Origin of the sequence: Deinococcus multiflagellatus, from assembly GCF_020166415.1 — a bacterium.
GTDB lineage: Bacteria > Deinococcota > Deinococci > Deinococcales > Deinococcaceae > Deinococcus > Deinococcus multiflagellatus.
This window is the reverse complement of record NZ_JAIQXV010000008.1, coordinates 41,572-66,601: the sequence shown is the minus strand read 5'-3', so window position 1 is coordinate 66,601 and position 25,030 is coordinate 41,572. Positions and strand designations below refer to the sequence as shown.

The 25,030-nt window shown below is 67.7% G+C and carries 27 protein-coding genes; 12 read left to right on the top strand and 15 right to left on the bottom strand.

The window, feature by feature from the left end; all coding sequences use genetic code 11:
- The first annotated feature begins 87 nt into the window (after positions 1-87).
- The 3 genes from K7W41_RS11440 to K7W41_RS11430 are packed head-to-tail and all read left to right on the top strand — an operon-like array spanning position 88 to position 2,446.
- Positions 88-735, top strand: coding sequence for a nucleotide exchange factor GrpE (locus K7W41_RS11440; protein ID WP_380057113.1), 648 nt, complete (start codon positions 88-90; stop codon positions 733-735).
- Positions 736-748: 13 nt separating this feature from the next.
- Positions 749-1,480, top strand: a complete 732-nt coding sequence (locus K7W41_RS11435; RefSeq protein WP_224608297.1) for a VF530 family DNA-binding protein — start codon at positions 749-751, stop codon at positions 1,478-1,480.
- A gap of 51 nt (positions 1,481-1,531) precedes the next feature.
- Complete coding sequence (locus K7W41_RS11430) at positions 1,532-2,446, top strand: DnaJ C-terminal domain-containing protein (RefSeq protein ID WP_224608294.1); 915 nt, start codon at positions 1,532-1,534, stop codon at positions 2,444-2,446.
- A gap of 197 nt (positions 2,447-2,643) precedes the next feature.
- Here the strand turns inward: K7W41_RS11430 and K7W41_RS11425 are convergent, their stop codons facing one another.
- The 4 genes from K7W41_RS11425 to fba form a co-directional block, all read right to left on the bottom strand.
- The gene (locus K7W41_RS11425) at positions 2,644-3,060 is read right to left on the bottom strand and encodes a CBS domain-containing protein (protein ID WP_221090514.1); all 417 of its coding nucleotides are present in this window, start codon (positions 3,058-3,060) and stop codon (positions 2,644-2,646) included.
- Between the two features lie 238 nt (positions 3,061-3,298).
- A complete protein-coding gene (locus K7W41_RS11420; protein ID WP_224608592.1) occupies positions 3,299-5,836 on the bottom strand; it encodes a S8 family peptidase in 2,538 nt (845 codons plus the stop codon).
- A gap of 81 nt (positions 5,837-5,917) precedes the next feature.
- Positions 5,918-6,613: a hypothetical protein gene (locus K7W41_RS11415; protein ID WP_224608291.1), complete on the bottom strand. Its 696-nt coding sequence runs from the start codon at positions 6,611-6,613 to the stop codon at positions 5,918-5,920.
- A gap of 194 nt (positions 6,614-6,807) precedes the next feature.
- Positions 6,808-7,725 carry a class II fructose-1,6-bisphosphate aldolase gene (fba, locus tag K7W41_RS11410; protein WP_224608288.1) on the bottom strand — a complete coding sequence of 306 codons (918 nt, stop codon included), beginning with the start codon at positions 7,723-7,725 and terminating at the stop codon, positions 6,808-6,810.
- 220 nt (positions 7,726-7,945) lie between these two features.
- Between fba and K7W41_RS11405 the strand changes: the two genes are divergently transcribed.
- The 5 genes from K7W41_RS11405 to K7W41_RS11385 all read left to right on the top strand — a co-directional run bounded on the left by K7W41_RS11405 (position 7,946) and on the right by K7W41_RS11385 (position 11,736).
- A complete protein-coding gene (locus K7W41_RS11405; protein ID WP_224608285.1) occupies positions 7,946-9,160 on the top strand; it encodes an aminotransferase-like domain-containing protein in 1,215 nt (404 codons plus the stop codon).
- Positions 9,157-9,492: a nucleoside triphosphate pyrophosphohydrolase family protein gene (locus tag K7W41_RS11400; protein WP_224608282.1), complete on the top strand. Its 336-nt coding sequence runs from the start codon at positions 9,157-9,159 to the stop codon at positions 9,490-9,492. The genes K7W41_RS11405 and K7W41_RS11400 overlap by 4 nt, the downstream gene beginning before the upstream one ends.
- A 242-nt stretch (positions 9,493-9,734) precedes the next feature.
- A complete protein-coding gene (gene murI, locus K7W41_RS11395; RefSeq protein ID WP_224608279.1) occupies positions 9,735-10,571 on the top strand; it encodes a glutamate racemase in 837 nt (278 codons plus the stop codon).
- Positions 10,568-11,317 carry a ribonuclease PH gene (gene rph, locus K7W41_RS11390; protein WP_221090507.1) on the top strand — a complete coding sequence of 250 codons (750 nt, stop codon included), beginning with the start codon at positions 10,568-10,570 and terminating at the stop codon, positions 11,315-11,317. Before murI ends, rph begins: the two co-directional genes overlap by 4 nt.
- Before the next feature lie 59 nt (positions 11,318-11,376).
- Positions 11,377-11,736 carry a DoxX family protein gene (locus K7W41_RS11385; RefSeq protein ID WP_221090506.1) on the top strand — a complete coding sequence of 120 codons (360 nt, stop codon included), beginning with the start codon at positions 11,377-11,379 and terminating at the stop codon, positions 11,734-11,736.
- Positions 11,737-11,782: 46 nt separating this feature from the next.
- Here K7W41_RS11385 and K7W41_RS11380 read toward each other — a convergent pair whose 3' ends face one another.
- From K7W41_RS11380 to K7W41_RS11350, 7 genes are all read right to left on the bottom strand, one after another.
- Complete coding sequence (locus K7W41_RS11380; protein ID WP_224608276.1) at positions 11,783-12,232, bottom strand: DUF4262 domain-containing protein; 450 nt, start codon at positions 12,230-12,232, stop codon at positions 11,783-11,785.
- Positions 12,229-13,164, bottom strand: a complete 936-nt coding sequence (locus K7W41_RS11375; RefSeq protein WP_224608273.1) for a magnesium transporter CorA family protein — start codon at positions 13,162-13,164, stop codon at positions 12,229-12,231. Before K7W41_RS11375 ends, K7W41_RS11380 begins: the two co-directional genes overlap by 4 nt.
- 368 nt (positions 13,165-13,532) lie before the next feature.
- On the bottom strand, positions 13,533-13,769 hold the full coding sequence (locus K7W41_RS11370; protein ID WP_084050657.1) for a ferredoxin: 237 nt from the start codon (positions 13,767-13,769) through the stop codon (positions 13,533-13,535).
- A gap of 119 nt (positions 13,770-13,888) precedes the next feature.
- Complete coding sequence (locus K7W41_RS11365) at positions 13,889-14,692, bottom strand: nucleotidyltransferase family protein (RefSeq protein WP_224608270.1); 804 nt, start codon at positions 14,690-14,692, stop codon at positions 13,889-13,891.
- A gap of 6 nt (positions 14,693-14,698) precedes the next feature.
- Complete coding sequence (locus K7W41_RS11360; protein WP_224608267.1) at positions 14,699-16,126, bottom strand: sensor histidine kinase; 1,428 nt, start codon at positions 16,124-16,126, stop codon at positions 14,699-14,701.
- Between the two features lie 7 nt (positions 16,127-16,133).
- Positions 16,134-16,796: a response regulator transcription factor gene (locus tag K7W41_RS11355; protein ID WP_224608264.1), complete on the bottom strand. Its 663-nt coding sequence runs from the start codon at positions 16,794-16,796 to the stop codon at positions 16,134-16,136.
- A 57-nt stretch (positions 16,797-16,853) separates the two neighbouring features.
- Positions 16,854-17,216 (bottom strand): DUF1232 domain-containing protein, encoded by a 363-nt coding sequence (locus tag K7W41_RS11350; protein ID WP_224608261.1) that lies wholly within the window; start codon positions 17,214-17,216, stop codon positions 16,854-16,856.
- A gap of 411 nt (positions 17,217-17,627) precedes the next feature.
- On the opposite strand from K7W41_RS11350, the gene rplU reads away from it, so the two are divergent.
- From rplU to obgE, 4 genes are all read left to right on the top strand, one after another.
- Positions 17,628-17,930: a 50S ribosomal protein L21 gene (gene rplU / locus K7W41_RS11345; protein WP_221090499.1), complete on the top strand. Its 303-nt coding sequence runs from the start codon at positions 17,628-17,630 to the stop codon at positions 17,928-17,930.
- Positions 17,931-17,941: 11 nt separating this feature from the next.
- Positions 17,942-18,214, top strand: coding sequence for a 50S ribosomal protein L27 (rpmA, locus tag K7W41_RS11340; protein ID WP_221090498.1), 273 nt, complete (start codon positions 17,942-17,944; stop codon positions 18,212-18,214).
- 80 nt (positions 18,215-18,294) lie between these two features.
- Positions 18,295-19,146: a hypothetical protein gene (locus K7W41_RS11335; RefSeq protein ID WP_224608258.1), complete on the top strand. Its 852-nt coding sequence runs from the start codon at positions 18,295-18,297 to the stop codon at positions 19,144-19,146.
- Between the two features lie 117 nt (positions 19,147-19,263).
- Entirely contained in the window at positions 19,264-20,607 is a 1,344-nt protein-coding gene (gene obgE, locus K7W41_RS11330) for a GTPase ObgE (RefSeq protein WP_224608255.1), read from the top strand.
- A 50-nt stretch (positions 20,608-20,657) separates the two neighbouring features.
- On the opposite strand, the gene K7W41_RS11325 is transcribed toward obgE, so the two are convergent.
- From K7W41_RS11325 to K7W41_RS11310, 4 genes are read right to left on the bottom strand one after another with little or no spacing between them, the layout of a single operon-like run.
- Entirely contained in the window at positions 20,658-22,994 is a 2,337-nt protein-coding gene (locus tag K7W41_RS11325) for a hypothetical protein (protein WP_224608253.1), read from the bottom strand.
- Positions 22,995-23,023: 29 nt separating this feature from the next.
- Positions 23,024-24,058, bottom strand: a complete 1,035-nt coding sequence (locus K7W41_RS11320) for a PulJ/GspJ family protein (RefSeq protein ID WP_224608249.1) — start codon at positions 24,056-24,058, stop codon at positions 23,024-23,026.
- Entirely contained in the window at positions 23,997-24,416 is a 420-nt protein-coding gene (locus K7W41_RS11315; RefSeq protein ID WP_224608246.1) for a type II secretion system protein, read from the bottom strand. The genes K7W41_RS11320 and K7W41_RS11315 overlap by 62 nt, the downstream gene beginning before the upstream one ends.
- Positions 24,406-24,909, bottom strand: coding sequence for a type II secretion system protein (locus K7W41_RS11310; protein WP_224608243.1), 504 nt, complete (start codon positions 24,907-24,909; stop codon positions 24,406-24,408). The genes K7W41_RS11315 and K7W41_RS11310 overlap by 11 nt, the downstream gene beginning before the upstream one ends.
- Positions 24,910-25,030 lie beyond the last annotated feature (121 nt).

Below are 25,030 nucleotides of genomic sequence, written 5' to 3'. Positions count from 1 at the left end.
GTGCCCCGAAGGGGCGGAGGGGTTCTCCCGGGAGAGGACGGCCAGCGCGCCGCCTCTCCCCTCTTCCACTCCACTACTCTGGAACCGATGTTCCGCAAGCGAGGCCCCAAGATGACCGACGAACACAAACCCGGCCAGACCCCTGACACCGAAGCCCAGGCCACCGAAACCGAACTGGACGTGCCCGAAACCGACACCGACAACCTGGAAGAAGACCAGGACGCGGCGTTCCCCGGCCTGGACGGCATGGACGAAGGCATGCTGGGCCAGGTGCAGGAGATGATGGCCAAGCTCCAGCGCGCCGACGAGCTGGAAAAGGAAAACGCGGACCTGAAGAACCGCCTCGCCCGCCTCGCCGCCGACTTCGAAAGCTACCGCCGCCGCACCCAGGACGACGTGCAGGCCGCCCAGGGGCAGGGCGTGAGCAAGGCCGCCGAGGCCCTAATGCCCATTTACGACGACCTGGACCGCGCCGTGAGCATGGGCGCCGCCGACCCCGCCAAGCTGATTCCCGGTATGCAGGCTGTGCAGGGCAAGGTGCTGGGCGTGTTCTCAGGGCTGGGCCTGGACGCCACCGGCAAGGAGGGCGAGGCCTTTGACCCCCAGTGGCACGAGGCGCTGCAGGTGGTGGACGGCGAGCAGGACGACGTGATCGTGCAGGTGTATCAGGTGGGCTTCCGCATGGGCGACCGTCTGGTGCGCCCGGCCCGCGTGGTCGTGAGCAAGAAAGGGTAATGGGTGATCGTTGATGGTTGATGGAGAAAAGCAGGAGCGTCAGCCATCAGCGGCCCGCGACCCCTTACATGGCGTCACCCTGGAACGGCTCGTCAGGCACCTGCACAGTGAATACGGCTGGGAGGAACTGGCGCGGCGCATTCCGGTGAAGTGCTTTCAGGCCAACCCCAGCGTGGGCAGCAGCCTCAAGTTCCTGCGCAAGGTGGGCTGGGCGCGCGAACAGGTGGAGGGCGAGTACCTGAAGCTGGTGCGGCGCGAAGACGCCAATCCGCTGATTGCGGCGCTGAAGGCCGGCACCCTGAGCGCCGACTTGCCCGCGCCCAGCCAGACTCGGGCGCACGAGGCCCTGGCCTGGGCGCTGCGCCACGGCGCCGCCGAGGCTGACCTGCGCACCCTGATGGCCTTCGTGCAGGACGTGAACTTCTGGCCCGAGCGCGAGCGGCTACCACTGCTGAACCTCGCCATTGACCGGGACGCGCCGCCCGCTTTTGTCCGCGAGCTGCTGAAACAGGGCGCCGACGCCAACGACCCCCGCTACTGGCCGCCGCTGCTGCACACCGTAGACGTGGAAGGACTGGCCTACCAGACCGGCCGCCGCGCCCCCCGCACCGATGTGCTGGACCTGCTGCTCTCGCACGGTGCCCACCCCGACGCCAGCGACAAACGCGGCCACACCGCCCTGGACCTCGCCCGCGCGTATGGCCTGAAAGCCGTGCTGAACAAGCTGGGCCCCGCTGCCCCCTAGACCCCCCTCGACCCTCTGACCCCTAGACCCACCGACTGAAAGGAGGTGTTCATGGCCTACAAGGATTACTACGACGTGCTGGGCGTGTCGCGCGGCGCGTCCGACGCGGACATTAAAAGTGCCTACCGCAAGCTGGCCAAGCAGTACCACCCCGACAAGAATGCCGGGGACGAGAAAGCCGCCGAGAAGTTCAAGGAGATCGGCGAGGCCTACGCGGTGCTCTCCGACCCGGAAAAGCGCAAGGTGTACGACCAGTTCGGGCACACCGGGCAAGTGCCCCCCGGCTACGCGGGGCCCGGCGCGGGCGGCTTTCAGGGCGGGGACTTCTCGGGGTTTGACCCGGGGCAGTTCAGCGACTTTTTCCAGGGGCTGTTCGGCCAAGCCGGGCGGCGTGGGGGCGGCGCGGGGCCCGGATTCCAGGGCGCGCAGGTGAACCTGGAAGACCTGCTGGGGGGCTTAGGGGGCACCGGGCAGGGGCGGCGCTTTGTGCAGAACGTGGAAGGCGAGCTGCAGGTCACGCTGGAAGAAGCCTTCCAGGGCTCGGACGAGGTGATCAACGTGGACGGCAAGCGCCTGTCGCTGCGCGTACCCGCCGGCACCCGCGACGGCGCCCGGCTGCGGCTGGCCGGCCAGGGCCCCGGCGGCGGCGATGTGCTGCTGACCATCCGCGTGCTGGAAGACGCCCGCTTTGACCTGGACGGTGACCACCTGACCACCAGCGTGGACGTGCCTGCCCCGGTGGCGGCCCTGGGCGGCGACGTAACGGTGCAGACGCTGTCGGGCAAGGGGAACCTGAGTGTGCCCCCGGGCAGCAGTGGCGGGCGCCGCATGCGCCTGCGCGGCCAGGGGTGGCCCCGCAAGGACGGCACGCGCGGCGACCTCTACGTGAAACTGAACGTGACCGTGCCCTCGCAGCTGACCGAGGAGCAAAAAGAGCTGTACCGCAAGTTGCGCGACCTGGGCTAAGACGACACGCCGGGCGAGGGGTGAGCGGACTCGCAGAGTGATGAACGGACAGGGCTACGGCAATTGAGAAGCATCCCTACGCTCTTCCCACTCTGCTCTGGCATCGGACGAGTCCCGTTTAAGCAGGCGCCTGCCCCTCCACCCGCAAGCAGGCCACCCCTCCCGTTCCTGAGGAGAGGTGGCCTGCCTCTTTGGGGTCAGATCGTAGGCTGGCTGATGCCCTGCAGCGCCTGTTCATCGGCGCCGCCAGAAGTGCGGGTGGCGAGGTCGCCGAGGCTCACGATGCCCACCACCTGACCGTTTTCAGTCACCGGCAGGCGGCGCACCTGGCGCTGGGCCATCTGGCGGGCGGCGTCCTGCACATCGGTGTCCGACTCCAGGGTGAACACGCCCCCGGTGGCGTAGTCGCTGGCCACGCTGCCCAGGTCGTGCCCGTAGGCCACGGCGCGCACCACGATGTCGCGGTCGGTAATGATCCCCTGCAGGGTCTCGCCGTCCATGATCAGCACGTTGCCAATGTCCTGTTCGCGCATCAGGGTGGCGACTTCCTTCAGGGTGGCGCGGGGGTCGGTGGTCGTGAGGTCGCGGGTCATGATGTCTTTGAGGGTCGGCATGGTCTGAAGGTAAAAGGTGCCCCGCAGCGCCGCATGGGAAAACCGGAAAGGTCAGCCGCACAAACCCTACAGCCAGCCTTGAGGGAAGCAAGAGCGGAAACGCCCAAGCCAGGCTCAACCGCTGGACCCCAGGGCCCCTCACCGCCACCCGTGCTGCCGAGCACCTTGGTGATGCACACCAAAGCCGCCCCAGGGCTGTCCCGGGGCGGCTCCAGTTTCTGCGTTCAGACTGCTGCTTTTACTTCATCAGCCAGTCGAAGGCGGTCTTCATCAGGATGGTGCGGCTGTTGGGGGTCAGGCCCTCCAGCCCGAAGCCCATGGTCACGGTGCGGTATTTGCCCGCGTCGTTCGCCACGATGGCCCCGGCATTTTCACCGGCATTCTGGGCGCTCACGCGCGGCTGATTGCGGGTCTGGGCCTGGGTGTTGCCGCCCAGAATCTGGTTCAGGATGCCGCCGATCAGGTTGGCTGCAATCTGCTCCACCAGCCCACGCGGGTCCTGCACCTTCTGGGCGGCGCGGTTGCGGTTGGGGTCCACGCGGATGCTCTGGGCCGTAATGGTGCCGGCCGTGGCGTTGGCCGTGCCCCACGAAGCCACCACGCTGCTGCCGCCCTGATCGGCAATCACGTCGGGGTAGTACTGGTTCTTGGCGCTGCCGTCTGCGTTCAGGGTAAAGGCGGTGTTCCCAAAGGCCCCGCGCGTCACGAACTTGGCCTGCCCGCTGCTGTCGGCCACAAAGCGCGTCTTCAGCACGCCCGTGTAAAAGGCGCTGGTGCCAATGTCATAGCCGATGTCCTGGCCGGTGATCAGCAGGTTGCCGCCGCCCTCCACGTACTGGCGCAGCACGTTCTGATCGGCCGCCGTGATGGTGTTCTGGTACTGCTCGCCCGTGGCCCACACCACGATATCGGCGCGCTTCAGTTCGCTCAGCGGCACCTGCCCCTGGCTCTGGGTGTTCCACACAAAGGCCCCGCCGCTCACCGCGTTCGCCTTGATGGCCTCGCGCAGCGCGTTCGTCACGTCGGCGCCCTGGCCCATGTCGTCGTCCACCAGCAGCACGCGCGGCTTCCTGCTGCTGCTGGGCGGGGTGGGGGTCGGGGCGGGCGGCGTGGGGGCCGGGCCCGCACCGGGGCGGTCCTTGATAAAGCAGCCCTTGCGCTGGCCGGGGGCGGGGTCACGGCCCCACTCGGCCACGGTGCAGTTAAAGCCGTCGGTGCCCACACCGGTCAGGTACTTGCCGGCCGTGCCGAAGGCGGCGTCCTTCTGGCCACTGAAGTCGCACTTGCTGCCCTCAATGGCGCACAGGGTGTAACCCGCCGGGCCCGTGGGTGGCGTGGGGGTAGGCGCTGGGGGCGTGGGCGCGGGCGGTGTGGGTGCCGGGGGGGTGGGGGTTGGCGCGGGTGGGGTAGGGGCGGGCGGCGTCGGTGCTGGAGGCGTTGGGGCCGGCGCCGGCGCGCCCACGCCCAGCTTGCCCAGGGCGCCGGGCACGCTGATCAGGCCGTAGCCCACGTTGTTGTTCTTGCTGCCCGCGTTGCTGGCGCTGCTGTACAGGGCGTTCTTGATGGCGTCCACCGAGCTGCCCGGCTTGGCCGAGAGCAGCAGGGCCACGGCGCCCGCCGCAATGGGGCTGGCCTGTGAGGAGCCGCTGAGCGCGCCGTACTGCCCGTTGGGGAAGGCGCTGGTGATTTCCACACCGGGCGCGGCAATATCGGGCTTCACGAACACGCCCTTGATGGTGCTGTTCCAGTTCACCGGGCCGCGGCTGCTGAAGCTCGCCACTTGGCCGTCTTTGTCCACGGCGCCCACCCCAATCGCGTCGGGCAGGTTGCCGGGGCTGCCGGTGCTGGCCGGAGACGGGCCAAAGTTGCCAATGGCGAACACCGGCACCACGCCCGCCTTGATCATGTTCTGCACCGGCACGATGAATTCGTCGTAGGTGCCGGGAATGCCCAGGCTCATGTTCACCACGTCGGCGCCGTCGTCGGTATTCGCGTTGTTGTCGGGGTCCAGCACGTACTGCATCCCGGCGATCACCTGGGCAAAGGTGCCTTCGTTGTTGGGCAGCACCAGCGCGCTGATGATCTTGGCGCTGGGGGCCACGCCCACGGTGTCGCCCACCAGCAGGCCCGCCGTGTGGGTGCCGTGGTTGGTGGTGTCGCGCACGGCCGCCCCCTGCACGCGGTCGCCGGCGGCGTTAAATTCGGCGAAGCCGGCCACCTTGCCGTTCAGCTGCGGATGGGCCGCGTCAATCCCGCTGTCCAGGTGCCCAATCTTGATGCCCTGGCCCTTGAACCCGGCGGCCCAGGCCTGCGGCGCGCCAATCTTGGCGAGGTGCCACGCCTCGCCGGGCGCGGCGGCGGCGGCGCTCAGGGCCACGGCCCGCTGCGGCTTGGGAATCTGCACCTTGAAGTTCTCGAACACATCCGAGACGAAGGGCAGCAGCGACAGGGCGCGCGCCTGCACCGGCGTTAGGGGCAGGTAGATGCTCTGGTCCAGCCACAGCTGCGTGGCCTTGCCCGAGTTGATTGCCTGGGTGATAAACCCGGCCGCCGGGCCCAGTTGCGCCAGCTTGGTGTTCAGCTGACTGCGCAGGTTCTTGAACTGCGCGCGCCCCCGCTCGTCGTTGGCAAACTGAAAGCGCACGATGACGCCCACCGGGGTCTGGTCGCCCTGCTGAGCGCGTTGCAGCAGGGTGGGCGACAGGCGACCGGCGCTGGCCTCGGACAGCCCGCCCAGGGTCAGGGCGGCGCCCAGCAGCAGCAGATTTCTCTTCATCATGCCGCTTAGGGTAGGCGGCGGGCCGTGACGTGCCCTGAAGGGAAGGTGAGGAGACCTTGACCTGCGGTCAGGCGGGCATCAGGGGCGGGTATAGTCCACGATCAGCTCGCCCTGGTTGATTTTGTTGTCCATCATGCTGTTGCGCTTGTAGGCCAGCACAATGCGCCCGCTGCTCAGGTGCAGCAGGGTCAGCGTGCCGTTCACGCCGCGGCCCTGGGTCGCGTTGCTGCCAAAAATCCGCCACTGAAAGCCGGTTTTGACTTCCAAGCCCCGGTTGGGATCGTCGTTGGCCGGCACCGTGGCTGGGCGCGCCGTAAAGCCTTCGGGCGAGCGCATCTCGCCGGTTTTCAGGTCAACGCTGACCCCACGCAGCACCCCATTCATGGAGGGGCCGTCGCCAAAGGTCACGCGGGTGGCGTCGCGCGTGACCGCGAGCCGGAACGTCTTGCCCGTGGACACCAGCGTTTCCTGAAACACCACGTACTTCCTGAACTCCTCGGGCGAGATGTTCAGGCGCTCGTCGTACACGGGCTTAATGCCCCGTGCCGCGCTGACGGCAATCTGGCGCAGCACGCCCGGATCGCCGCCCGCGTTGGCCACCTGCAATTCCAGCTGCACGGTGGAAATGCTGGAGCGGCGGGTCAGCAGCGTGACCGGCTGCGCGGTCTGCGGCAGCAGGCTGCTCAATTTGGTCAGCAGTGCGGGTGACAGGACCGCTGGGCTGGGCGCCGAGGACGCGCCAAAGCCGTCTCCGGCCACCAGCAAGCCAGACACAAGGGCAAGTGCACAGAGGGGCCGGGCCAGCGTCATGCACTGGCGAGCATAGACCCCCAGGGTGAGAATTCACCGCTGCGGAGCGGCAGAAAGATGAACCCCCCATCAGGTGGCCGTCAGGTCGGTTGGCCATGGGCGCGCGCCTGCCCCCTTGCGGGACAGCAGGCGCGCCTGGGGGGCTCAAACGGCGCGGTTCAGGCCTTGCCCACGCTGCCCAGCACGGTCAGTTTGTGCTCCACGATCTGGCTCATCAGGTCGCGGGCGGGGCCAAAGATCTTGCGGGGGTCGAATTCTTTGGGGTTGGCGTTCAGGGCCTCGCGGATGGCCACGGTGCTGGCCAGACGCAGGTCGGTGTCCACATTCACCTTGGCAATGCCGTGGCCGGTGGCGCGCTGCAGGTCCTCGTCGGCAATGCCGGCCGCATCGCCGATCACGCCGCCGCCCGTGCGGAAGCGCTCCACGATCTCGGCCGGCACGCCGCTGGAGCCGTGTGCCACGAGGGGAATGCTGGTCAGCTGCGCAATTTTCTCGATGCGGGCGTGGTCAATAAAGGGGCGGCCCTTGCCCTTGTAGGCGCCGTGGCTGGTGCCAATGGCAATGGCGAGGTAATCGGTGCCGGTCTGCTCGATAAACTGCACGGCTTCCTCGGGGTCGGTCAGGAAGGCGTCTTTCTCGTCCACCACGATGTGCTCTTCGATGCCGCCCAGGCGCCCTAGCTCGGACTCCACGCTGATGCCCATGGCGTGCGCGGCTTCCACCACGCGCCGGGTTTCCTTGACGTTTTCCTCGAAGGGGTGGTGCGAGGCGTCAATCATCACGCTGGTAAAGCCCATCTTGATCGCCTTCAGCGCCGACGCATACGAGGAGCCGTGGTCCAGGTGCAGCGCCACCGGCACGCTGGCGCGCCCGGCAATGTCAATGACGATGTTGGCCAGATCCTGACCGCCGTACTTGATGGCGCCCTCGCTCATCTGCACCATCACGGGGCTGCGCAGCTTTTCAGCGGTGTGAATGATCGCCTGCGTGATTTCCATGTTGTTCGTGTTGAACGAGGCCACGCCGTATTTGCCAGCGCGGGCGGGAACCAGAATGTCGTTACCAGTGACGAGCATGTGAGTGCCTCCTTGGGGGCGCGGGGGGGGCGGCCGTGAGGGCCGCCGGAGCCGGGCAGAGCGGGCGCGTGTTCAGCAGCGGCCAGGGCGGGCGCAGGCGAGGCCGGCGGCCCCACAGGTCACTGTGAGCGCCCCCACTTTAACGGCTCGCGGGGCCGGGTGCGGGCCAGGCGTCCACACGACTGGGCCGAGCGGGGGGCCGGGGCGTAGCATGGCAGGTATGAGCCGCCCTTCTGTCGCGTTTGATCCGGCCAGCGCCCTCTCGCGCCGGGCCCGCACCATGAACGCCAGCGCCATCCGCGAGATTCTGAAAATCACCCAGCGCCCGGACGTGATCTCGTTCGCGGGCGGCCTGCCAGCGCCCGAACTGTTTCCCATAGAAGAGGTGCGCGCGGCCACCAACGCGGTGCTGGACCGCGCCGGGGCGGCGGCGCTGCAGTACTCCACCACCGAAGGCCACTCGCCGCTGCGCGAGTGGATTGGCGCGCAGGCGGGCATTCCGGCCGCCAACGTGCAGATCGTGACTGGCAGCCAGCAGGGCCTGGACCTGCTGGGCAAGGTGCTGCTGGACGAAGGCGACGTGGTGCTGGTCGAAGCCCCCACCTACCTGGGGGCGCTGCAGTCCTTTCAGCCCTACCTGCCGCGCTACGTGCAGCTGCCCACCGATGAGGGCGGCATTGACGTGGACGCGCTGGAAGAGGTGCTGAAGCGGGAACGGGCCAAACTGCTGTACGCCATTCCTAACTTTCAGAACCCCACGGGCCGCACCCTCAGCGCCGAGCGCCGCCAGCGGCTCGTCGAGCTGACCGCGCAGTACGGCGTGCTGGTCATTGAAGACGACCCCTACGGCCAGCTGCGCTTTTCCGGCGAGCCGGCGCCCAGCCTCTACGAACTGGGCCTGCGCCTGCACGGCGACCCGGACCGCAACCATGTGGTGTATTCCAGCTCGTTTTCCAAGACCCTGGCGCCGGGGCTGCGCGACGCCTGGGTGCAGGCCGCCGCGCCGATCATCGCCAAGCTGATTCAGGCCAAGCAGGGCTCGGACCTGCACACGCCCACGCTGAACCAGATGATCATGGCCGAACTGGTGCACGACGTCCTGCCCCGCCAGATCGAGCGGGTGCGTCAGGCGTACGGGGAGCGGGCGCAGCACATGCTGCGGGCCATCCGCGCGCACTTTCCGGCCGAGGTGGAGCACACCACGCCCGAAGGGGGCATGTTCCTGTGGCTGACCCTGCCGGCGCGCGTGAACACGGGGCCCCTGCTGCCCCGCGCGGTGGAGCGCAAGGTGGCCTATGTGCCCGGCAGCCCGTTTTACGCCCTGGGCGGCGGCGAGAACACCATGCGCCTGAGCTACTCCAACGCCACGCCTGAACAGATCGACACCGGCATGCGCGCCCTGGGCGGGCTGCTGCGCGAGGAGCTGGGCGCATGACCCAGGCCACGCCCGGGGTGCTGGCCGAGGTGGAGCGCGAACGCCAGCGCCAGGAGGCCAAGTGGGGCGAGCAGAATCTGGAGCCCGCCGTGTGGCTGATGGTGCTGGGTGAAGAGGTGGGCGAAGCGAACAACGCCGCTCTGGAAGCCCTGATGACCCACTGCGACAAGCAGGCGGGCGTGCGCGGCGCACGCAGCCTGGACGACTACCGCGCCGAACTGATTCAGGTGGCGGCGGTGGCGGTGTCGGCGGTGGAAAGCCTGGACCGCCAGCGGGCGAGGACCGACCAGGCGCTGCAGGCCCAGGCGACAGCGGCGCCCAGCCCGGTCTGACTGCGGCAGCCTGGGCCTCCTCGGACTTAGCAGGGGGCGCAGGTGAACGGGCGGGGCAACTGTTTCGCGCGAGCCTTCTCCTCTTTCCCAGCAGAGCGGCCCCGGGTGATCCCCAGGGCCGTTCCGGGCGCCGCGCTCCATCTGTGACTGAACCCGAATGTGGCGCGGCCTCACCCCTGTAGCGCTTTTGGGTGAACCCCCACCCCTTGGGAGATGGGGGCGGCCCTTCTACACTGACGGCCATGACCCCTCCCCCGCCCCTGGGCGTGTTCGATTCCGGCGTGGGCGGCCTGAGCGTGCTGGCCGAGCTGCGCCGCGCCCTGCCCGGCCAGGACCTGCTGTATCTGGCCGATACCGCCCATGTGCCCTACGGCGCGCGCCCCGACGACGAGATCCGCGCCCTGACCGAGCGGGCCGTGGCGGCGCTGCACGCGCAGGGGGCCGGGGCCGTGGTGGTGGCGTGCAACACGGCGTCGGCCTTCAGCCTCACGCACCTGCGCGAACGGTTCGACATGCCCATCATTGGGCTGGTCCCGGCAGTGAAACCCGCCGTGCAGGCCACCCGCAGCGGCGTGGTGGGCGTGCTGGCCACCCCCGGCACCCTGCGCGGCACCCTGCTGGCCGATGTGATCCGCGAGTGGGCCGAGCCGGCGGGCGTGCAGGTGCTCCGGGCGGTGAGCACCGAACTGGTGCCGCTGGTGGAAGCGGGCAAGGCCGACCATGTAGAGACGCGGGCGGTGCTGCGCGAGGTGCTGACCCCGCTGGCCCAGGCGGGGGCCGATCAGCTGGTGCTGGGCTGCACCCATTACCCCTTTCTGGCCGCCAGCCTCCGCGCGGAATTTGGCGACACCTTCGCCCTGCTGGACAGCGGCGCGGCCGTGGCCCGCCACACCCGGCGCGTGCTGGACGCCGCCGGGCTGCTTGCCCCCGACACCACGGCCGGCACGGTGCGCTACTTCGTGACCGGCGACCCGGCGCGCGCTGCCCCAGTCTTCGCCGCGCTGCTGGCCGAAACCATGCACAATGGGGAAGAACCTCACCGGGCCCCCGCGCCCAGAATCGAGCGCCTGCACACATGACTGCCCCCCAATCCAGCAAGTTTCCCGCCCGCGAGGGCCGCGACCCCCTCACCCCCCGGCCCGTGACCGTCAAGCGCGGCGTGAACCCGCACGCGCCGGGCAGCGCGCACCTGATCATGGGGCGCACCGAAATCCTGGCGACCGTGACCCTGGAAGAAAAGCCTGCCCCCCACATGCGCGGCAAGAAAGAGGGCTGGCTGACGGCCGAATACTCCATGCTGCCGCGCGCCACCACCGACCGGCAGGCCCGGGAACGCAACCTGCAAAACGGGCGCCGCTACGAGATTCAGCGCCTGCTGGGCCGCGCCCTGCGCGCCGGGATGGACCTGCGCTTCTTTCGCAACCAGACGTTGTACGTGGACTGCGACGTGCTGGTGGCGGACGGCGGCACCCGGGTCGCCAGTATTCTGGCCGGCCACGCCGCCCTGCACGACTTCTGTGACCGCCTGATTCAGAAAGGCCAACTCACCGACTGGCCCATTGCGCGCAATGTGGGGGCCATCAGCGTGGGGCTGCTGGGCGACGAGGTGCGCGTGGACCTGGACTACGCCGAGGACAAGGCCGCGCGCGCCGACCTGAACGTGGTCGCCACCGACGCGGGGCTGATCGTGGAGGTGCAGGGCGGCGCCGAGGAAGGCGCCCTGACCCACGAGGAATATGTGCGCCTGCTCTCCACTGGCACCGCCGCCGTGCAGGACGTGATGCGCGAGATCACCCGGCAGCTGGCGGTGATTCAGGGGCTCTGAAGACCGCCCGGGGGCGGGCTGCGCTACACTCCGGGGCAGTTCAAAGGAGGGCAGAAGGCATGAGCGTGACGAGATTCATCGGGCGGGCGCTGCTCGCAAGCATCTTCATCAAGAGCGGCCTGGACCACCTGCAGCACCCCGAACCTATCGTGCGCGCCGCGCGCGGCGCCGAGGTGCCCGAACCCGAACTGGCCGTCAAGGTCAACAGCGGCGTCATGGTGGGGGCGGGCGCCCTGCTGGCCCTGGGGCTGGCCCCCCGCGTCAGCGCCACCGCCCTGGCCGCCAGCCTGATCCCCACCAGCGTCATCGGCCACCCCTTCTGGGACAAGTCCGGCAAGGAGCGCCAGCAGCAGCAGACACAGTTTCTGAAGAATCTGGCCCTGCTGGGCGCGCTGCTGATGGTCACCAGCCAGGACTGACCCGCCCGGTCCACCGCGAGCCAGGGGCAGGAGCCTCTGGTTCGTTTCATTGAAGCAGCGGTTGACGGGTCACCGAAACGGGCAGACCGGGGCCGGGAAACTGGCCCGCCCGATTGGGCCAGATGATCTGCAGGGCGGCGAACGGCACATCCCCCGAAAAGCGCTGGGCCGTTCCCAGAAACTCACCGTGGTGCCGGGCGTTGACCTGCCCAAACCGCACTTCGGTCTGCTCCAGCAGTTGCTCTGAATGGGTTCCGGCCTGAAAACGCTGCCCTTCTCGAATCAGCGCCACCGCCAGATTCAGGATGGCCTGCATGGTGGGCAGCGGCAGCCCGAAAAGAATCAACTCTGGATGGCGGAAGGTCTGCGTCAAGCCGACCGTGTAGGCAAAGGCTGGGCCCTCAGCGTCCTCGGGCACCATGACGACCTGCCAGCCATAGGCGCGGGCACCTGCCAGCACCCTGGCCCAGACCGGATCAGCCACCGTGCCGCTCACAGCACGCGCAGGCGGTAGAAAATGCCGGCCAGGGTTCCGGCCAGGGCCAAAGCCAGCGCCAGGACAATCCACATGCCTTCGGGGTTTTCCTGAAAGGGCAGCGGTACGTTCATACCGAAAATGCTGGTGACCAGGGTGGGAATCGCCACCAGAATGGTCGTCACCGTCAGCACCTTCACCACCTGATTCACGTTGTTGGAAATCACGCTGGCAAAGGCGCCCGCCATGCTGGTCAGAATGTTGCTGGCAATACTGGCCATCTCGATGGCCTGCAGGTTCTCGATCAGCACGTCGTCCAGCAGGTCACTGTCTTCTTCGTACATCTCGAAAATCCGGTCGCGCTTGACCCGTTCCATCATGGCCTCGTTGGCCTTCAGGCCGGTCAGGAAGTACACGAGGCTCTTTTCCAGTTTCAGCAGGTTCAGCAGTTCGCGGTTCTGCTGGCTGTTTTCCAGCTTATCCTCAATGGTGTCCACGCGCTTGTTGATCTGCCGCACGTCAATCAGGAAGCGCTGGGCGTTGCGCAGAAACAGCTGCAGCGTCAGGCGGTTTTTCTTGACGGTGCTCACCCGGCGCACCAGCCCACTGAGCACATCCTTGACCACCGGATTTTCCGGCAGGGCGCACACCGTGACCAGGCAGTGGTCGGTGTGCAGAATGCCCAGCGGCACCGTGTCGTAGGGGATATCGCTGTCTTCGGGCAGGCGGTAACTCGTCTGCATGATGATCAGCAGTTGCCCGTCTTCGCGCTCAAAGCGGGAGCGTTCGTCCGGGTCCAGGGGGTAACTCAGGTAATCCAGCTCCAGCCCCGTTTCGCGGCTGACGCGCGCCAGTTCCTCGGGCGTGGGGTCGGCGGCGTTGATCCAGCAGCCGTCCACGTACTGGTCCAGCGTGGTGAGCTTCCCGCCGATGCTGCGGTAGTACGTCAGCATGCGGGCCTCCGGGGGCCTTCACAGCGGCCCTGAAGGGTGAGAGGGCGCCGGGAACTCCGGAGCCAATGGAAACGCTTTAAGGTGCAGCACAACGGGGAACGGCGCATGACGCGACCTCCGGGAACAGAAGAAAGACTCGCAGGGGCCGGGCCAAACTGGGCGGTTCGCCGTCCAGGGTAAAGGGGTCTGGGGTCACGTCATCACCTCCCTTGTGCTTCACAGGCTTCAGCGCGTCGACTTCCGGCGCAGCGCTGCCATGCTAGCCCCGCCGGGCGCAGGGCGGCAAGGGCCAAGGCGAAGGCCCTCCCCAGCGGGTGGAGAGGGCCAGCAGGTGGCAGGGGGGGGCCGGCACGAACCGGCAGCGGGGCTTAGAGCCCGAAGTGGGCGCGGTTCTTGACGATGAACTCTTCCTCGCCGCCGGGCACGTCCTCTTCGGGGAAGATGGCGCTCACCGGGCAGGCGGGCACGCACGCGCCGCAGTCAATGCATTCGTCGGGGTGAATGACAAACTGGTCACCACCGTCGTAAATGCATTCCACCGGGCAGACCTCGGTGCAAGCCTGGTCCTTGACACCGATGCAGGGGCTGACGATCACGTGAGGCATGGGGGACAGTATGCACACGGCAAGGGGCCGCTGCAAGGGCGAAACCCCAGAGGATGCCTGGACGTTTTTCACGTTCAGGCGCGCAAAACCGACTCCCTGGGTCAGGATTGGCGCGCGGTTCAGGCCGGCGGCTGGGCGGGGTCGCTGGCCGCCCCGGTGAGGTGCCGGGCCACCAGTTCAAGGTCGCTGTCCTTGTCCACATCGGTGCCCACTGCCGCGTGCGGCGTGACCAGGGCGCGCGCCGTGACCCCCAGCAGCGCCGAGACTTTCGCTTCCAGCGCCGCCACGCTCAGGCGCCCGGTGATCAGCCGCAGCAGAATGCCGGGGCCGATCAGGGCGGCCAGCCGCAGCGGGGCCTTGCGGGCGGCCAGTACCTCGCGCAACCGGGGCAGGAACTGCCCGATCAGGGCCGGGTCCAGCAGAAAGAGGTTGCCCCCCGTGAACACGCCGTCTTTCAGGCGGGCGTAGGTGCGTTTCACGCCGGGAAACGCCGCCTCACAGGCCTCGCGGCGCACCACCGGGTACACCAGCGCGGCGTCCGGGGCCGCGCGCAGCACGTCGCGCACCTGTTCGGCGCTCAGCAGCGGAATGTCGGCGGTGACCACCAGCACCCGCTCGCCGGGCTGCAGTCCAGCGGCGCGCAGGGCCTCCACACCGGCTTCGAGGTTGCTCAGCAGGGTGCCGTGGTCGGTGACCCGCTCGTCAATCCAGGGGTCCAGGGCGGGGGTGGTGGGGCCCACATAGGCCACGCGCGCCACCTGCCCGCTGCCGCGCAGGGCCCGCAGCACCCGCTCGGCCATGGTCAGGCCCGCCACCGGAATCAGGGGCTTGACCTTCACGCCGTGCGCCGCCGCGAAGGGGTCGCCGGGATCGCCGCCGCCCAGCACCACCGCGCTCCAGTGCGCTTCGCCTTGGATATTCATTGCGGCTCAGGGTACCAGACGCGCCGGCCCGGCCGCCGGCAGGTGCAGCTGCGCGCAAAAGCCCTGCCCCGGCGCGCTGCGCAGGCTCAGCGTACCGCCGTGCAGCGCCGCCACCTGCCGCGCCAGCGCCAGCCCCAGGCCGTGCCCGCCGGTATCCAGGCTGCGGCTGGCGTCGGGCCGGAAGAACGCCTCGCCCAGCCGGGCCAGGGTGGCCGCGTCCACGCCGGGGCCGTCGTCGGTGACGGTCACCATGGCGCCCCCTTCCCTGGCTTCTACCGCCACCGTGACTGCGGCGCCCGGGGCGTGGCGCACCGCGTTCGTGGTGAGGTTCCAGATGGCCTGCCCCAGCAGCACCCGGTCGCCGGGCACGGTCACGGCCTGCGGGGCATGCAGGTCCACATCGGCCAGGGGGTCCAGTTCGCGGGCGCGGTCCACGGCGTCGGCGGCCAGCTCGCGCAGCGGGACAGGCGCGCGCTGCACGGCTGCCGGGTCGCGCGCCAGCAGCAGCAGGTGGTTGGCCAGGGTGGAGAGCCGCGCGATGTCCGTGCCAATTTCCTGCAGCTCGCTGCGGTAGCGCTCGGCGTCGCGCTCGCGGGCGAGGCTGCCTTCCACCCGGGCGGTCAGGGCGGCCAGCGGACTTCTGAGGTCGTGGGCGGCGGCGCGCAGGAAGCCCTGTTCGCGCTCGCGGGCGTCGGCCAGCCGGGCGAAGGCGCCCTGCAGGGTCAGGGCCAGCCGCGCCAGTTCGTCGCCCTCGCCCGCCCCGGGCAGGGGGCGGCGCAGGTCGCCGCCCGCCCCCACCGCTCGGGCCGCTGTTTCCAGGGCGCGCACCGGGCGCAGCAGCCGCCCTGCGACCAGCCACCCCACCAGCAGCGACAGGGCCACGGCCAGGGGCAGCAGCAGGGTCAGTGCGCGCCCAAACGCCCGCCGCGCCTCGTTCAGGGCGCGGGTGTCCAGGGCAATCTGCAGCAGGGCGTTGCCCCGCAGCGGCCTCACCAGCAGCAGCGCCGCGCCGTCCGGGGTGCCGTGCAGGCCCGGCGCCAGGGTCTGCAGGAAGAGCGCCGGAAAGCCCGCTGTGCCCACCGCCTGCAGTTCGCCCCCCTGCAGCGCCACCACCCGCAGGGCCAGACCTTCGCCGTCCACCGCACGGGCAATGCGTTCCAGGTCCGCCTGCGAAACCGTGGCCACCCCCAGCAGCGAGGGCAGCAGGTCGTCCGGCCCGCCCTCGCCGGGGCGGCGGGGGCGCAGCAGGTCCTCCACCCGGCCCTGCACCACTTCCACGGCGCTGTTCAGACGCTGCGCCTGCGCCTGCCGCAGAAAGCCGCTGACCGCCACGTACAGCCCGCCCGCCACCAGGGCCACGGCGAGGCCGGTGGCCAGCGCCGCCCACAGGGCCAGCTGGGCGCGCAGGGTCAGCCGTAAGTGGAGGCGGCGCATGGTGGCTTCAGCGCTCCACCCGGTAACCCCGCCCCCGCTCGGAGCTGATGGCCTCGGGGGCGAGCTTGCGCCGCACGTAGCGCACGTACACGTCCACAATCCGGGCCTCGCCCTCAAAGGCAGGGCCCCACACGCGGTCAATCAGGTCCTCGCGGGTGAACCAGCGTTCGGGGGCCAGCGCCAGGGTTTCCAGCAGGGCGTACTCGCGCCCGGTCACGGCCACCTCCTGCCCGTCCCAGACCACCGTGCGGGCCACCGTGTCCAGCAGGCCGCGCCCCCCGGCAAAGGCCACGCGCGGCGCCCCCTGCCCCCGCTCCCGGCGCGACAGCGCGCGCAGGGTGGCCAGCAGTTCGGGCATGGCAAACGGCTTGACCAGATAAGCGTCGCCTCCCAGGTCCAGGCCCTCCACCCGGTCGGTCAGCTCGCCGCGCGCGGTCAGGAACAGAATGGCGGCGGCGCTGCCCTGGGCACGCAGTTCGCGGGCCACCGCAAAGCCGTCCATCCCGGGCAGCATCACGTCCAGCACCACCAGTGGAAAGTCGCCCAGGGCCGCCTGCTCCAGGCCCTCCGGCCCCGTCTGCGCCCAGGTGACGGCGTACCCGGCCTCACGCAGCGCGCTGGCGGTGGGCTGCGCAATGCGGGCGTCGTCCTCCACGAGCAGCAGTCTCATCTGAGCCCCGAGTGTAGTCGCTTCGGTTAATGGGGGGTTACAGCGGGCCGGCCCCGCTTAGCCCGCCAGGGCCTGCCACAGCGCCCAGCCCAGCAGCCCCGCCGTCCCCAGGGCCCCCAGGACCACGGCAGGCACCAGCCACGGCAGGCGGCGCTGCAGGGCCAGACTGCGCCCCTGGGCGGCGTGGTATACGGGGGCCGGCAGGGTGCGCGCCGCCAGCGCCAGCAACCCCGGCACCACCAGGGCGTCGTCGGCCAGGCCCAGCACCGGGGTGAGGTCGGGCAACAGGTCCAGGGGCAGCAGGGCGTAGGCCAGCGCCCCCAGGGCCAGCAGCCGGGCACTGGTGGGGGTCTGCCGGTCCCCCAGGGCGAACAGCAGGGCCAGGGCGTCGCGCCACACCGCACGAATCCGCTTGATCACGCCCTTCAGTACGCGCTGCACCGGCCGGGCGTTCCCGCTGGGGCCCCCAGGCGTGGTATGCTGCCCGGGACCGCTGCGCCGCTCTTCAAAGGCAGCCAGCGCCGGAGGTCAGACGCACACCGACTCGCGCCCCCGCGAGCCTACGTGTACCGCGAGGACACGTTCCAGACACGGGAACCTGCACGCAATCTACGCCCCCCTGGCCGCGCCCCTTCGCGCCAGACGCCGCGTTTGCCTGCTGCCCCCGTGCCCTGGTGCCTGACCGCCCCGGCCACGGGTGGCGTTCCCGTTGCGCTTCCCGCTGTGGTACACTCCGCTCTTGGTGACCCGCCAAGGCGCGGGGGCAACGAACGCAGCCAGAGCCGCCCGACAAGCAGCGTCTTGTCCGGGCGCGCGGCAGGAGGAACAAAGATGTTTGCAATCATTCAGACCGGCGGGAAGCAGTACCGCGTGCAGGAAGGCGACGTGATCCGCGTCGAGAGCCTGAAGGGCGAGGCCGGCGACAAGCTGGACCTGACCCCCATCTTTGTGGGCGGCGAGCAGGCGACCTTCGGTGAAGCGGCCGGCAAGTTCACGGTCAGCGCCGAAGTGGTCGAGCACGGCCGTGGCCCCAAGATCTACGTGCGCAAGTATAAGAGCGGCATCCAGTACCGCCGCCGCACCGGCCACCGTCAGGACTACACCGCCATCAAGATTCTGGGCATCAAAGGCTGAGGTGAACTGAAATGGCACACAAGAAAGGCGTCGGCTCGTCCAAGAACGGCCGTGACAGCAATCCCAAGTACCTGGGCGTGAAGAAGTTCGGCGGCGAGCAGGTGCTGGCCGGCAACATCCTGGTGCGTCAGCGCGGCACCAAGTTCAAGGCTGGCCCCAACGTGGGCATGGGCCGCGACCACACCCTGTTCGCTCTGGAAAGCGGCAAGGTCGTGTTTACCAACCGTGGCACCAAGGGCCGCTTCATCAGCATTGAAGTGCCCACCGAAACCGCCGCTGACTGAGTCTGCTCAGCGCATCTGGGCCGGTGACCCCCTGTGGTCGCCGGCTCTTTTCATGGCCCAGGCGCGGTACAACAAAAGGCGTGTCCTCCCGCCTCCTGAGCGTGGCCCTGCTGCTTGGCACCGGGGCCGCCCTCGCCGCGTCCCCCGTCCCCGCCCCCGACGCAGCCCGGCGTGAGGCGCTGGAGGTGGGCGCCCAGAACACCCTGCGCCGCTGCGTGGTTGCCCTGGCCCAGAGGCAGCTGGACTCGCCGACCCCTCAACTGCCCGCCGCCTGGGAAGGGCGGTCCTGCGCCCAGGCCGTGCCAGAACTGGCCCGTTTGCCCTTTGCCAGCGACAGTGTCATCCGCCTGCGCCCGGCCACCGAGGAGGGGTTTGAAGTCACCCTCACCTCTGCATCGGGGCGGCTGTACCGCTGGCCACTGTCCCCGACGCCGTTGCCTCCACCGCCACGGGCGAGGTCGCCGCTGCTGACGAGGGTTATGTGGGTGGCGGGGCTGGGCCTCTTTGCCGCCGCACTGGCCCTCCTGGCGGCGGCGCCCGGGTCCCGCATGCTGGCGGGCCTGGGGTTGGTCCTGGGGGGCCTGAACGCCGTGGTGTTGCGCACCCTTGACCTGGGCCCACTGGAGTCGGCCGGCGCCGTGGTGGCCCTGAGCCTGGTGGGTTGGCTGACGCTGGAGGTGCTGGGGACGCTGCCCAGGGCCGTGCTGCGCGCCGGCCAGGAGGCGTGGTGGGTGTCGCTGGGCAGCAGCCTGTTCTGGGCGATGCTGCTGGCCCCCTTTCTGGCCATGCTGGCGCTGAGTGTTGGGGACGCCCTATGGGCCGCCCCTGGCTGGACCCTGGGCGCCGCCGCGCTGACCGTGCTGGGCCTCAGTCTGGCGGCGCGGCGCCGGCGGCACAGGGCTGAGCGCCGGAGCGCGGGGGCACTTCCCTGATAGACTGGCAGGCGTTGCGGCCTGACCGCCGCGCCCGCCCGCCTGGGTGTGGCCCTGCGTGTGGTCAGGCTGCGTTCGCGTTGCCGGCGCGTGCCGGACGCGCGTAAAGGAGTGATTGTGGCGTTCCGAGATGTTCTGAAAATTGAGGTGGCCGCCGGCAACGGCGGGGACGGCAGCATGTCCTTCCACCGCGCCAAGTACATGGAAAAGGGTGGCCCCGACGGCGGCCACGGCGGCCGGGGGGGCAGCGTCATCCTGCGCGCCATTGAAGGCGTCGAGAGCCTGGAGCGGCTGGTGGGCAAGCGCAAGTTCAAGGCGCCCAACGGCGCCTACGGCGAAGGCCGCCTGCGCCAGGGGGCCGACGGCGAGGACATTTACATTGACGTGCCGGTGGGCACCACCGCCTTTGACGAGGACACCGGGCGCGTGATTGCCGACCTCGTGCGGGTGGGGCAGGAAAAGGTGATTGCGCGCGGCGGCTCTGGCGGGCGCGGCAACAGCACCTTCGCCAGCAGCACCCGGCAGGCCCCTCGCTTTGCCGAACTGGGCACCCCGGGCCAGAAACGCCGCGTGCGCCTGGAACTGCGCCTGATTGCCGATGTGGGGCTGGTGGGCTACCCCAACGCGGGCAAGAGCAGCCTGCTGGCGGCCCTCTCGCGGGCGAACCCGGCGATTGCCGATTATCCCTTTACCACCCTCTCCCCCATCCTGGGCGTGGTGGACCGCCTGGACGGGCACGGCCAGCCGCTGGACGAGCGCTTCACCCTGGCCGATATCCCCGGCATCATCGAGGGTGCCAGCGAGGGCAAGGGGCTGGGCCTGGAATTCCTGCGCCATATCAGCCGCACGCGCGTGCTGGTGTATGTGCTGGACGTGACCCGCGATCCGGTGGGCGAACTGCGCCAGTTGCAGGCCGAGCTGCAGGCCTACGACCCCACGCTGCTGGAACAGGTGGCCCTGGTGGCCCTGAACAAGGTGGAACTGACCGACGAGGACCTCGCCGTGATGGTGGAAGACGAACTGGCCCAGTTTGGGCTGCCCGTGATCCGGGTGAGCGCCAAGGGCGGCCAGGGCCTGCCGGAGCTGCGCGAGGCCCTGTTCCAGATGCTGCCTGACCGCGAGCTCTGGGCCCAGACGCACGCCCTGGACATTGAGCCGGACACGGTGGCCGAGGAGCCGCTGCGGGTGGTCTTCCGCGAGGATCCGCCTGCGCGTGGGGCGGGCATCGTGACCACCGGGCAGCCTGAACGGGTTTGGGAGATTCATGGGGGCGGCTTCGAGGAACGCATCGTGCGTTTCTCGCGCTACATGGAAGAGGCCGCCGAGTACCTGGGCGCTGTCTTCAAGCGCCAGGGCCTGTACAACGCCCTCAAGCGCGCTGGCGCCCGCGAAGGGGACACGGTGGAAATCGGCACCTTCCGCTTTGAGTATTTTGATGATGAGGAAGGGCGGCAGGGCTAAGGTGCAGCACAAGGCGGAGGCATAGAGCCTCCGCCTTTTTGATGCGCCGCCTACTGCTCGAAATCGCGGGTAAAGTTTTCCTGCTTGATGTACACGAAGCGGGGCGTGAGGGGGGGCAACTTGGCAACTTGACGGAAGTTTTCCTCAAAGCTCCATTGACGCAGCGGCGGGTTGTATGTGGGCTGGCCCACCTGGAAAGACCCGACGGCGTGCAGCGGCTTATCCAGGCTGACGAGGGAGCCACGGTAGTTGTAGGGCTGAATGCCATTGGGGTGCCCACCGTTGGCGCCCCACTCTTCATGGAAACGCATCATGTTGTGGACGCCACCGCTCTGCAGGTTGGACGCAAGGTTGTCGTAGATCTGCCGTTCAGCCACTGTTGTCGCGGTTCCGGCCAGGATGGCGGCGTTGATGGTGGTGTCGTCGGCCAGGCGCGCATTCAGGTCCAGTCTTGATTTCTCATCCCCCACGAAGTTGCTGGTGGGAGGGGCCGAAAGCTGAGCAGACGTTACCTTGGGATTGCCTGTATACACTGCGTTTGGTCTGTCTGTAGTAGCGAATCGAGCATTCATATCAGCGTCGCGGTACAGGCAGTATGTACGCGTTCCAATCTGCTCTGTGCCGTAATACAACGGGGTTGCTCCAGAGGGTAATGAATTAGCGCAACCATTCGCAGCGCTTTGCCAGCCCGCACTGGTTTTCCAGTAAGCATCTGGACTAACGTACGCCGAAACCGATGGGTTCTTCGCGAGCTCAGTGGCAGACAGAAACCGTCCATTGGCAGGGGTTGTTAGCCAGTTCTTCGACAGCACATTGAAACTGTCCGCCAGAATAGCCGTGGGGACCCAGTTGCTGCTGGTTGGCGACGAACTGTTAAAGTCGCCCATCACGTAGACCGCCTGATCCGTCACGAAGGTGACGCCTTTGGGCTTGTTTCCAGAGGTGGCCTGGATAAGGTCGCCGTTGCGCAGGCGCACGCCGTAGTTGTTGGCCACGGGCTGGTTGGCCTGGGCAATCGCCCCGTTGCTGCCGTTCGTCAGCGGCACGCTCAGCAGACTGGTGGCGACCGTGCTTCCCCCACGGTCATCGAAGGTCATATAGATGACCAGACCGCCTTCGGTGCTGTTCTGTAGCCCGCCCGAGATGTTGAGGATGGAAGCGTTCGTCGGCGACTCGATACAGTCCATCAACCGCTTCACGTCAATTTCCAGCAGCGTCTTGGTTGAGCGGGTCGGTCCAGGAGCGGGTTGAGCATCCCAATAGCGGGCCTCACGGGTGTCACGGAAGCTCTGGGTGTAGCTGACAGCGCTTCCCAAAGCTGGGTTGGTAGGCAGCGTGATTGGGGCCGTGCCCAGTTGCGTACACCCAACCGGATTAAGCCTCTGACCAGTGCTGTTGACAAACTGAGGCTCCCAACTGGTGCCATTGTTGGTGTTGACGCCGTCCAGGCGCTTAAGCACAATGCGCACGTCAGCCTTCTGCCAGTACTCCGCCGAGGCGGTGGGCTGCAGGGCAGAGATGGACGGCACGTCCAGCTCACCAATATTCGGCTCCACTGTCCCGCCATAGCGGGTGCGGTAGTACGCCTTGTCATACGGCGTATTCACATCGGCGTTGCAGGGCAGATCAACCAAGTTGGTGTTCTGCGCAGCAATACGGACCACACCCTGACAGACATTGTCACGCTTCTGGCGGCGGTAGATCTCGTAAGCCGAGGTGACCTGGCCCCTCAGCGTCAGCGACGTGTCGCTTCCGGCGCCCGAGTCCAGAAAAATGTTGCCGTTCGAGTGAATTGGCCCGGTGAATTCCAGCTTGGCGGTGTTGTCGAACTCCATGTCCTTGTCAAAGAACACCGCGAACTGGAACAGGGGAATCACGCGGCTGCGGAAGGTCATGTTGGCAATGGCTTCAGGGTTACCCGCCGCATTCAGGGCCTGGCTGCGCACCGTGTAGGGGGTTTCCTCCCCGGCCAACCCGGCAAAGCGCTCACCTGCGGCCACCACAATGGGATAAGGGTCCTTGCTGCGCCACAGGTAGCTGACCACTTTCCGCCCGGCAATGGTGGACTCTTCGCAGGCCATGTCATCACTGCCCATGTTGCCCGGTTTGCAGGCGTTGGTCGGATTGGGCGGGGTGCCCTGGGGGGTCCGGAAACTCTTGAATAGGGTGCGGACCCGGTCAGCACGGGCGTTCAGGGCGGCCTCAGCGGCGTAGAAGCCTGCGCTGCCACGTGAAGTGGCGCTGGACGTGCGCGCGTTGTTCACGGTCAGCATGGAGTACGTGATGAGCATGACGCTCAACAGGGCCACCAGGCTTAGGGCCAGCACCAGGGAGAAACCCTGCTGCCCCTGCGCGCGTGGCAGGTGTGACGAAGGGGTGGGCTTCACAAATGCAGTCTCCTTTGTGGGCGGCAAGCTCATGGCGCGGCCTCACTGGCAACATTTCGGGGATAGACGGTGGCCTGGAAAGTGCGGGCGGCATTTCGGCCCTGGCCACTGCGCGCTTTGAGCGTGGCCACCACCGTCTGCAGGCGGTTCCAGGGGCCATTAATGGCCAAGCTGGTCACCGTGGCTGTGGGGTTGGTCAGGGTCGCGCTCAGGACCAAGCTGTCTACATCAAAGGCAACGGTCTGGGCCTGGGCATTGGTCTGGCCAGCCACCGCCAGCTTCAGTTCGCTGTCTTGTACCCAGTACCGCCGCTGATCAATCAGAATCAACTGACTTCCGTTGGAACTGGAAAATCCAGCGGGGACACTGTCACGCAGGTCCAACCACAATTCACGTTTGGTGGCGTCCGCGTTGCTCGATATGGTGCCAATGGTCGTGACGACCACGGGGGCGAAGGCGGCAGGTGTGGTGCCGCTGGCTGGTCGGTACAGAAGCGCCGCTTGCGGTGCATTGCTCTGAGAAGCGAAGAATACCCGCCATGGGCGCACCCGGTTGTCGTCACCGGAGGGATGGGCCTGATAAAGACACTGGCTTGGCGTCGTGTTATCCGGCAAGGGCCCCACAACCTCAATACGGTTGGCCGTCACCTTACACACCACAAGGGGGGCGGGTCGCTGACTGATCATGTCGGTTGCTGCGCCCACCTGTGCCGCAGTAAGAGGCGGAATACCGCGGCGCACGGTCAAGCTCTGGGCCGCGTTGTCAAACTCGATCCCTGACACCGGCAAGCGCAAGCTGGCCAGGTTCTCGCCGGCCTGACGCATGTCGTTGCTCATGATGTCCAGGGCTGTCTGGGCATTCTGGGTGGCCATGATCCGGCCTGTGTCGGATTCGACGAGATCGTTACTGCTGTCAAACAGCGAGAACGCCACCATCATGACCACTGCCAGCAGGCTCATGCCCACCAGTAATTCTGTGAGGGTAAAACCAGCCTGCGCGCGCTCAGGATTCATTGCCAAACTGGGTAAAGTACGTTTCGGCTCGGTGCAGCACAGTGTTTCCATATTTCACCTCCACCCGGATATACACAGAAGTGCTGTTGCACGGCAGATTGGCCTTGGTCACAGCGGGAAGGTCATCTGGGCAGAAGTCGGTATAAGCGGTGTAGGTCTGACCATTCATCACAACAGTCTGGGTCAGGTCATTTTTTTGCAACGCGGCGTAGTCCGTCCGCTGCCGGTAACTTTCCATGACCTGTTCGCCCACCCTCACCGCATTGGCCTGCCGCTCGACACGTGTGTTTAGGCTGGTATTGGCCAGCATGGCACTGATCACTGTGGACAGGGCGACCCCCAGAATCACCAGGGCAATCAGCAATTCAATAACGGTGAACCCAGCTTGAGCCTCATGGTTACTGCGCACGTGTCTTGATCCCCCCACTCAGTGCGACCTGCACGCTGTAGCGCGCCTTTGTGTCGTCGATGTTCAGCTGGCCATTGACCGTGGCCAACCCACGCGGGCTGTAGCACACAATGACGTTGGGGCTCAGCGCCCCACCTTCACGACTCAAGGTCACCGGACGCCGGTTCAGCCGCTCAGGCAGATCCACCTTGCTATACAGGGTCCAGGCGTTCTGATTTGTTTCATCGCACTTCAAGGCACTCTGCAGTTCCAATTCGCCCGCACTGTTCAGCACCATCCGGCGTGCCTGGGTGTTGGCCGCTGCATCGGCGCGCAGCTGAAAAAGGGCCGAGTGCACGGCGCGCGCCGTATCCCGTGCAGGATTACGCAGGTTCTGGAAACTCACCATGCCAAGGCCGAACAGAATGCCCACAATGGACATCACCAGCAAGGCCTCCAGCAGCGTGAAGCCCTGCTGCTGGGGGCGGGGGGGAGAACAGGGGGGTGTCGTCATAGATGACCTCGCTGTCATCCAAAGTGCCATCCCGGGTCTGACAGTTGCCGCACAAATTTCCACACCGGGGCGCCTTTTCTGCCCATTCGGGGGCCCCCGAACGGGGGGCTTTCCCCCATTC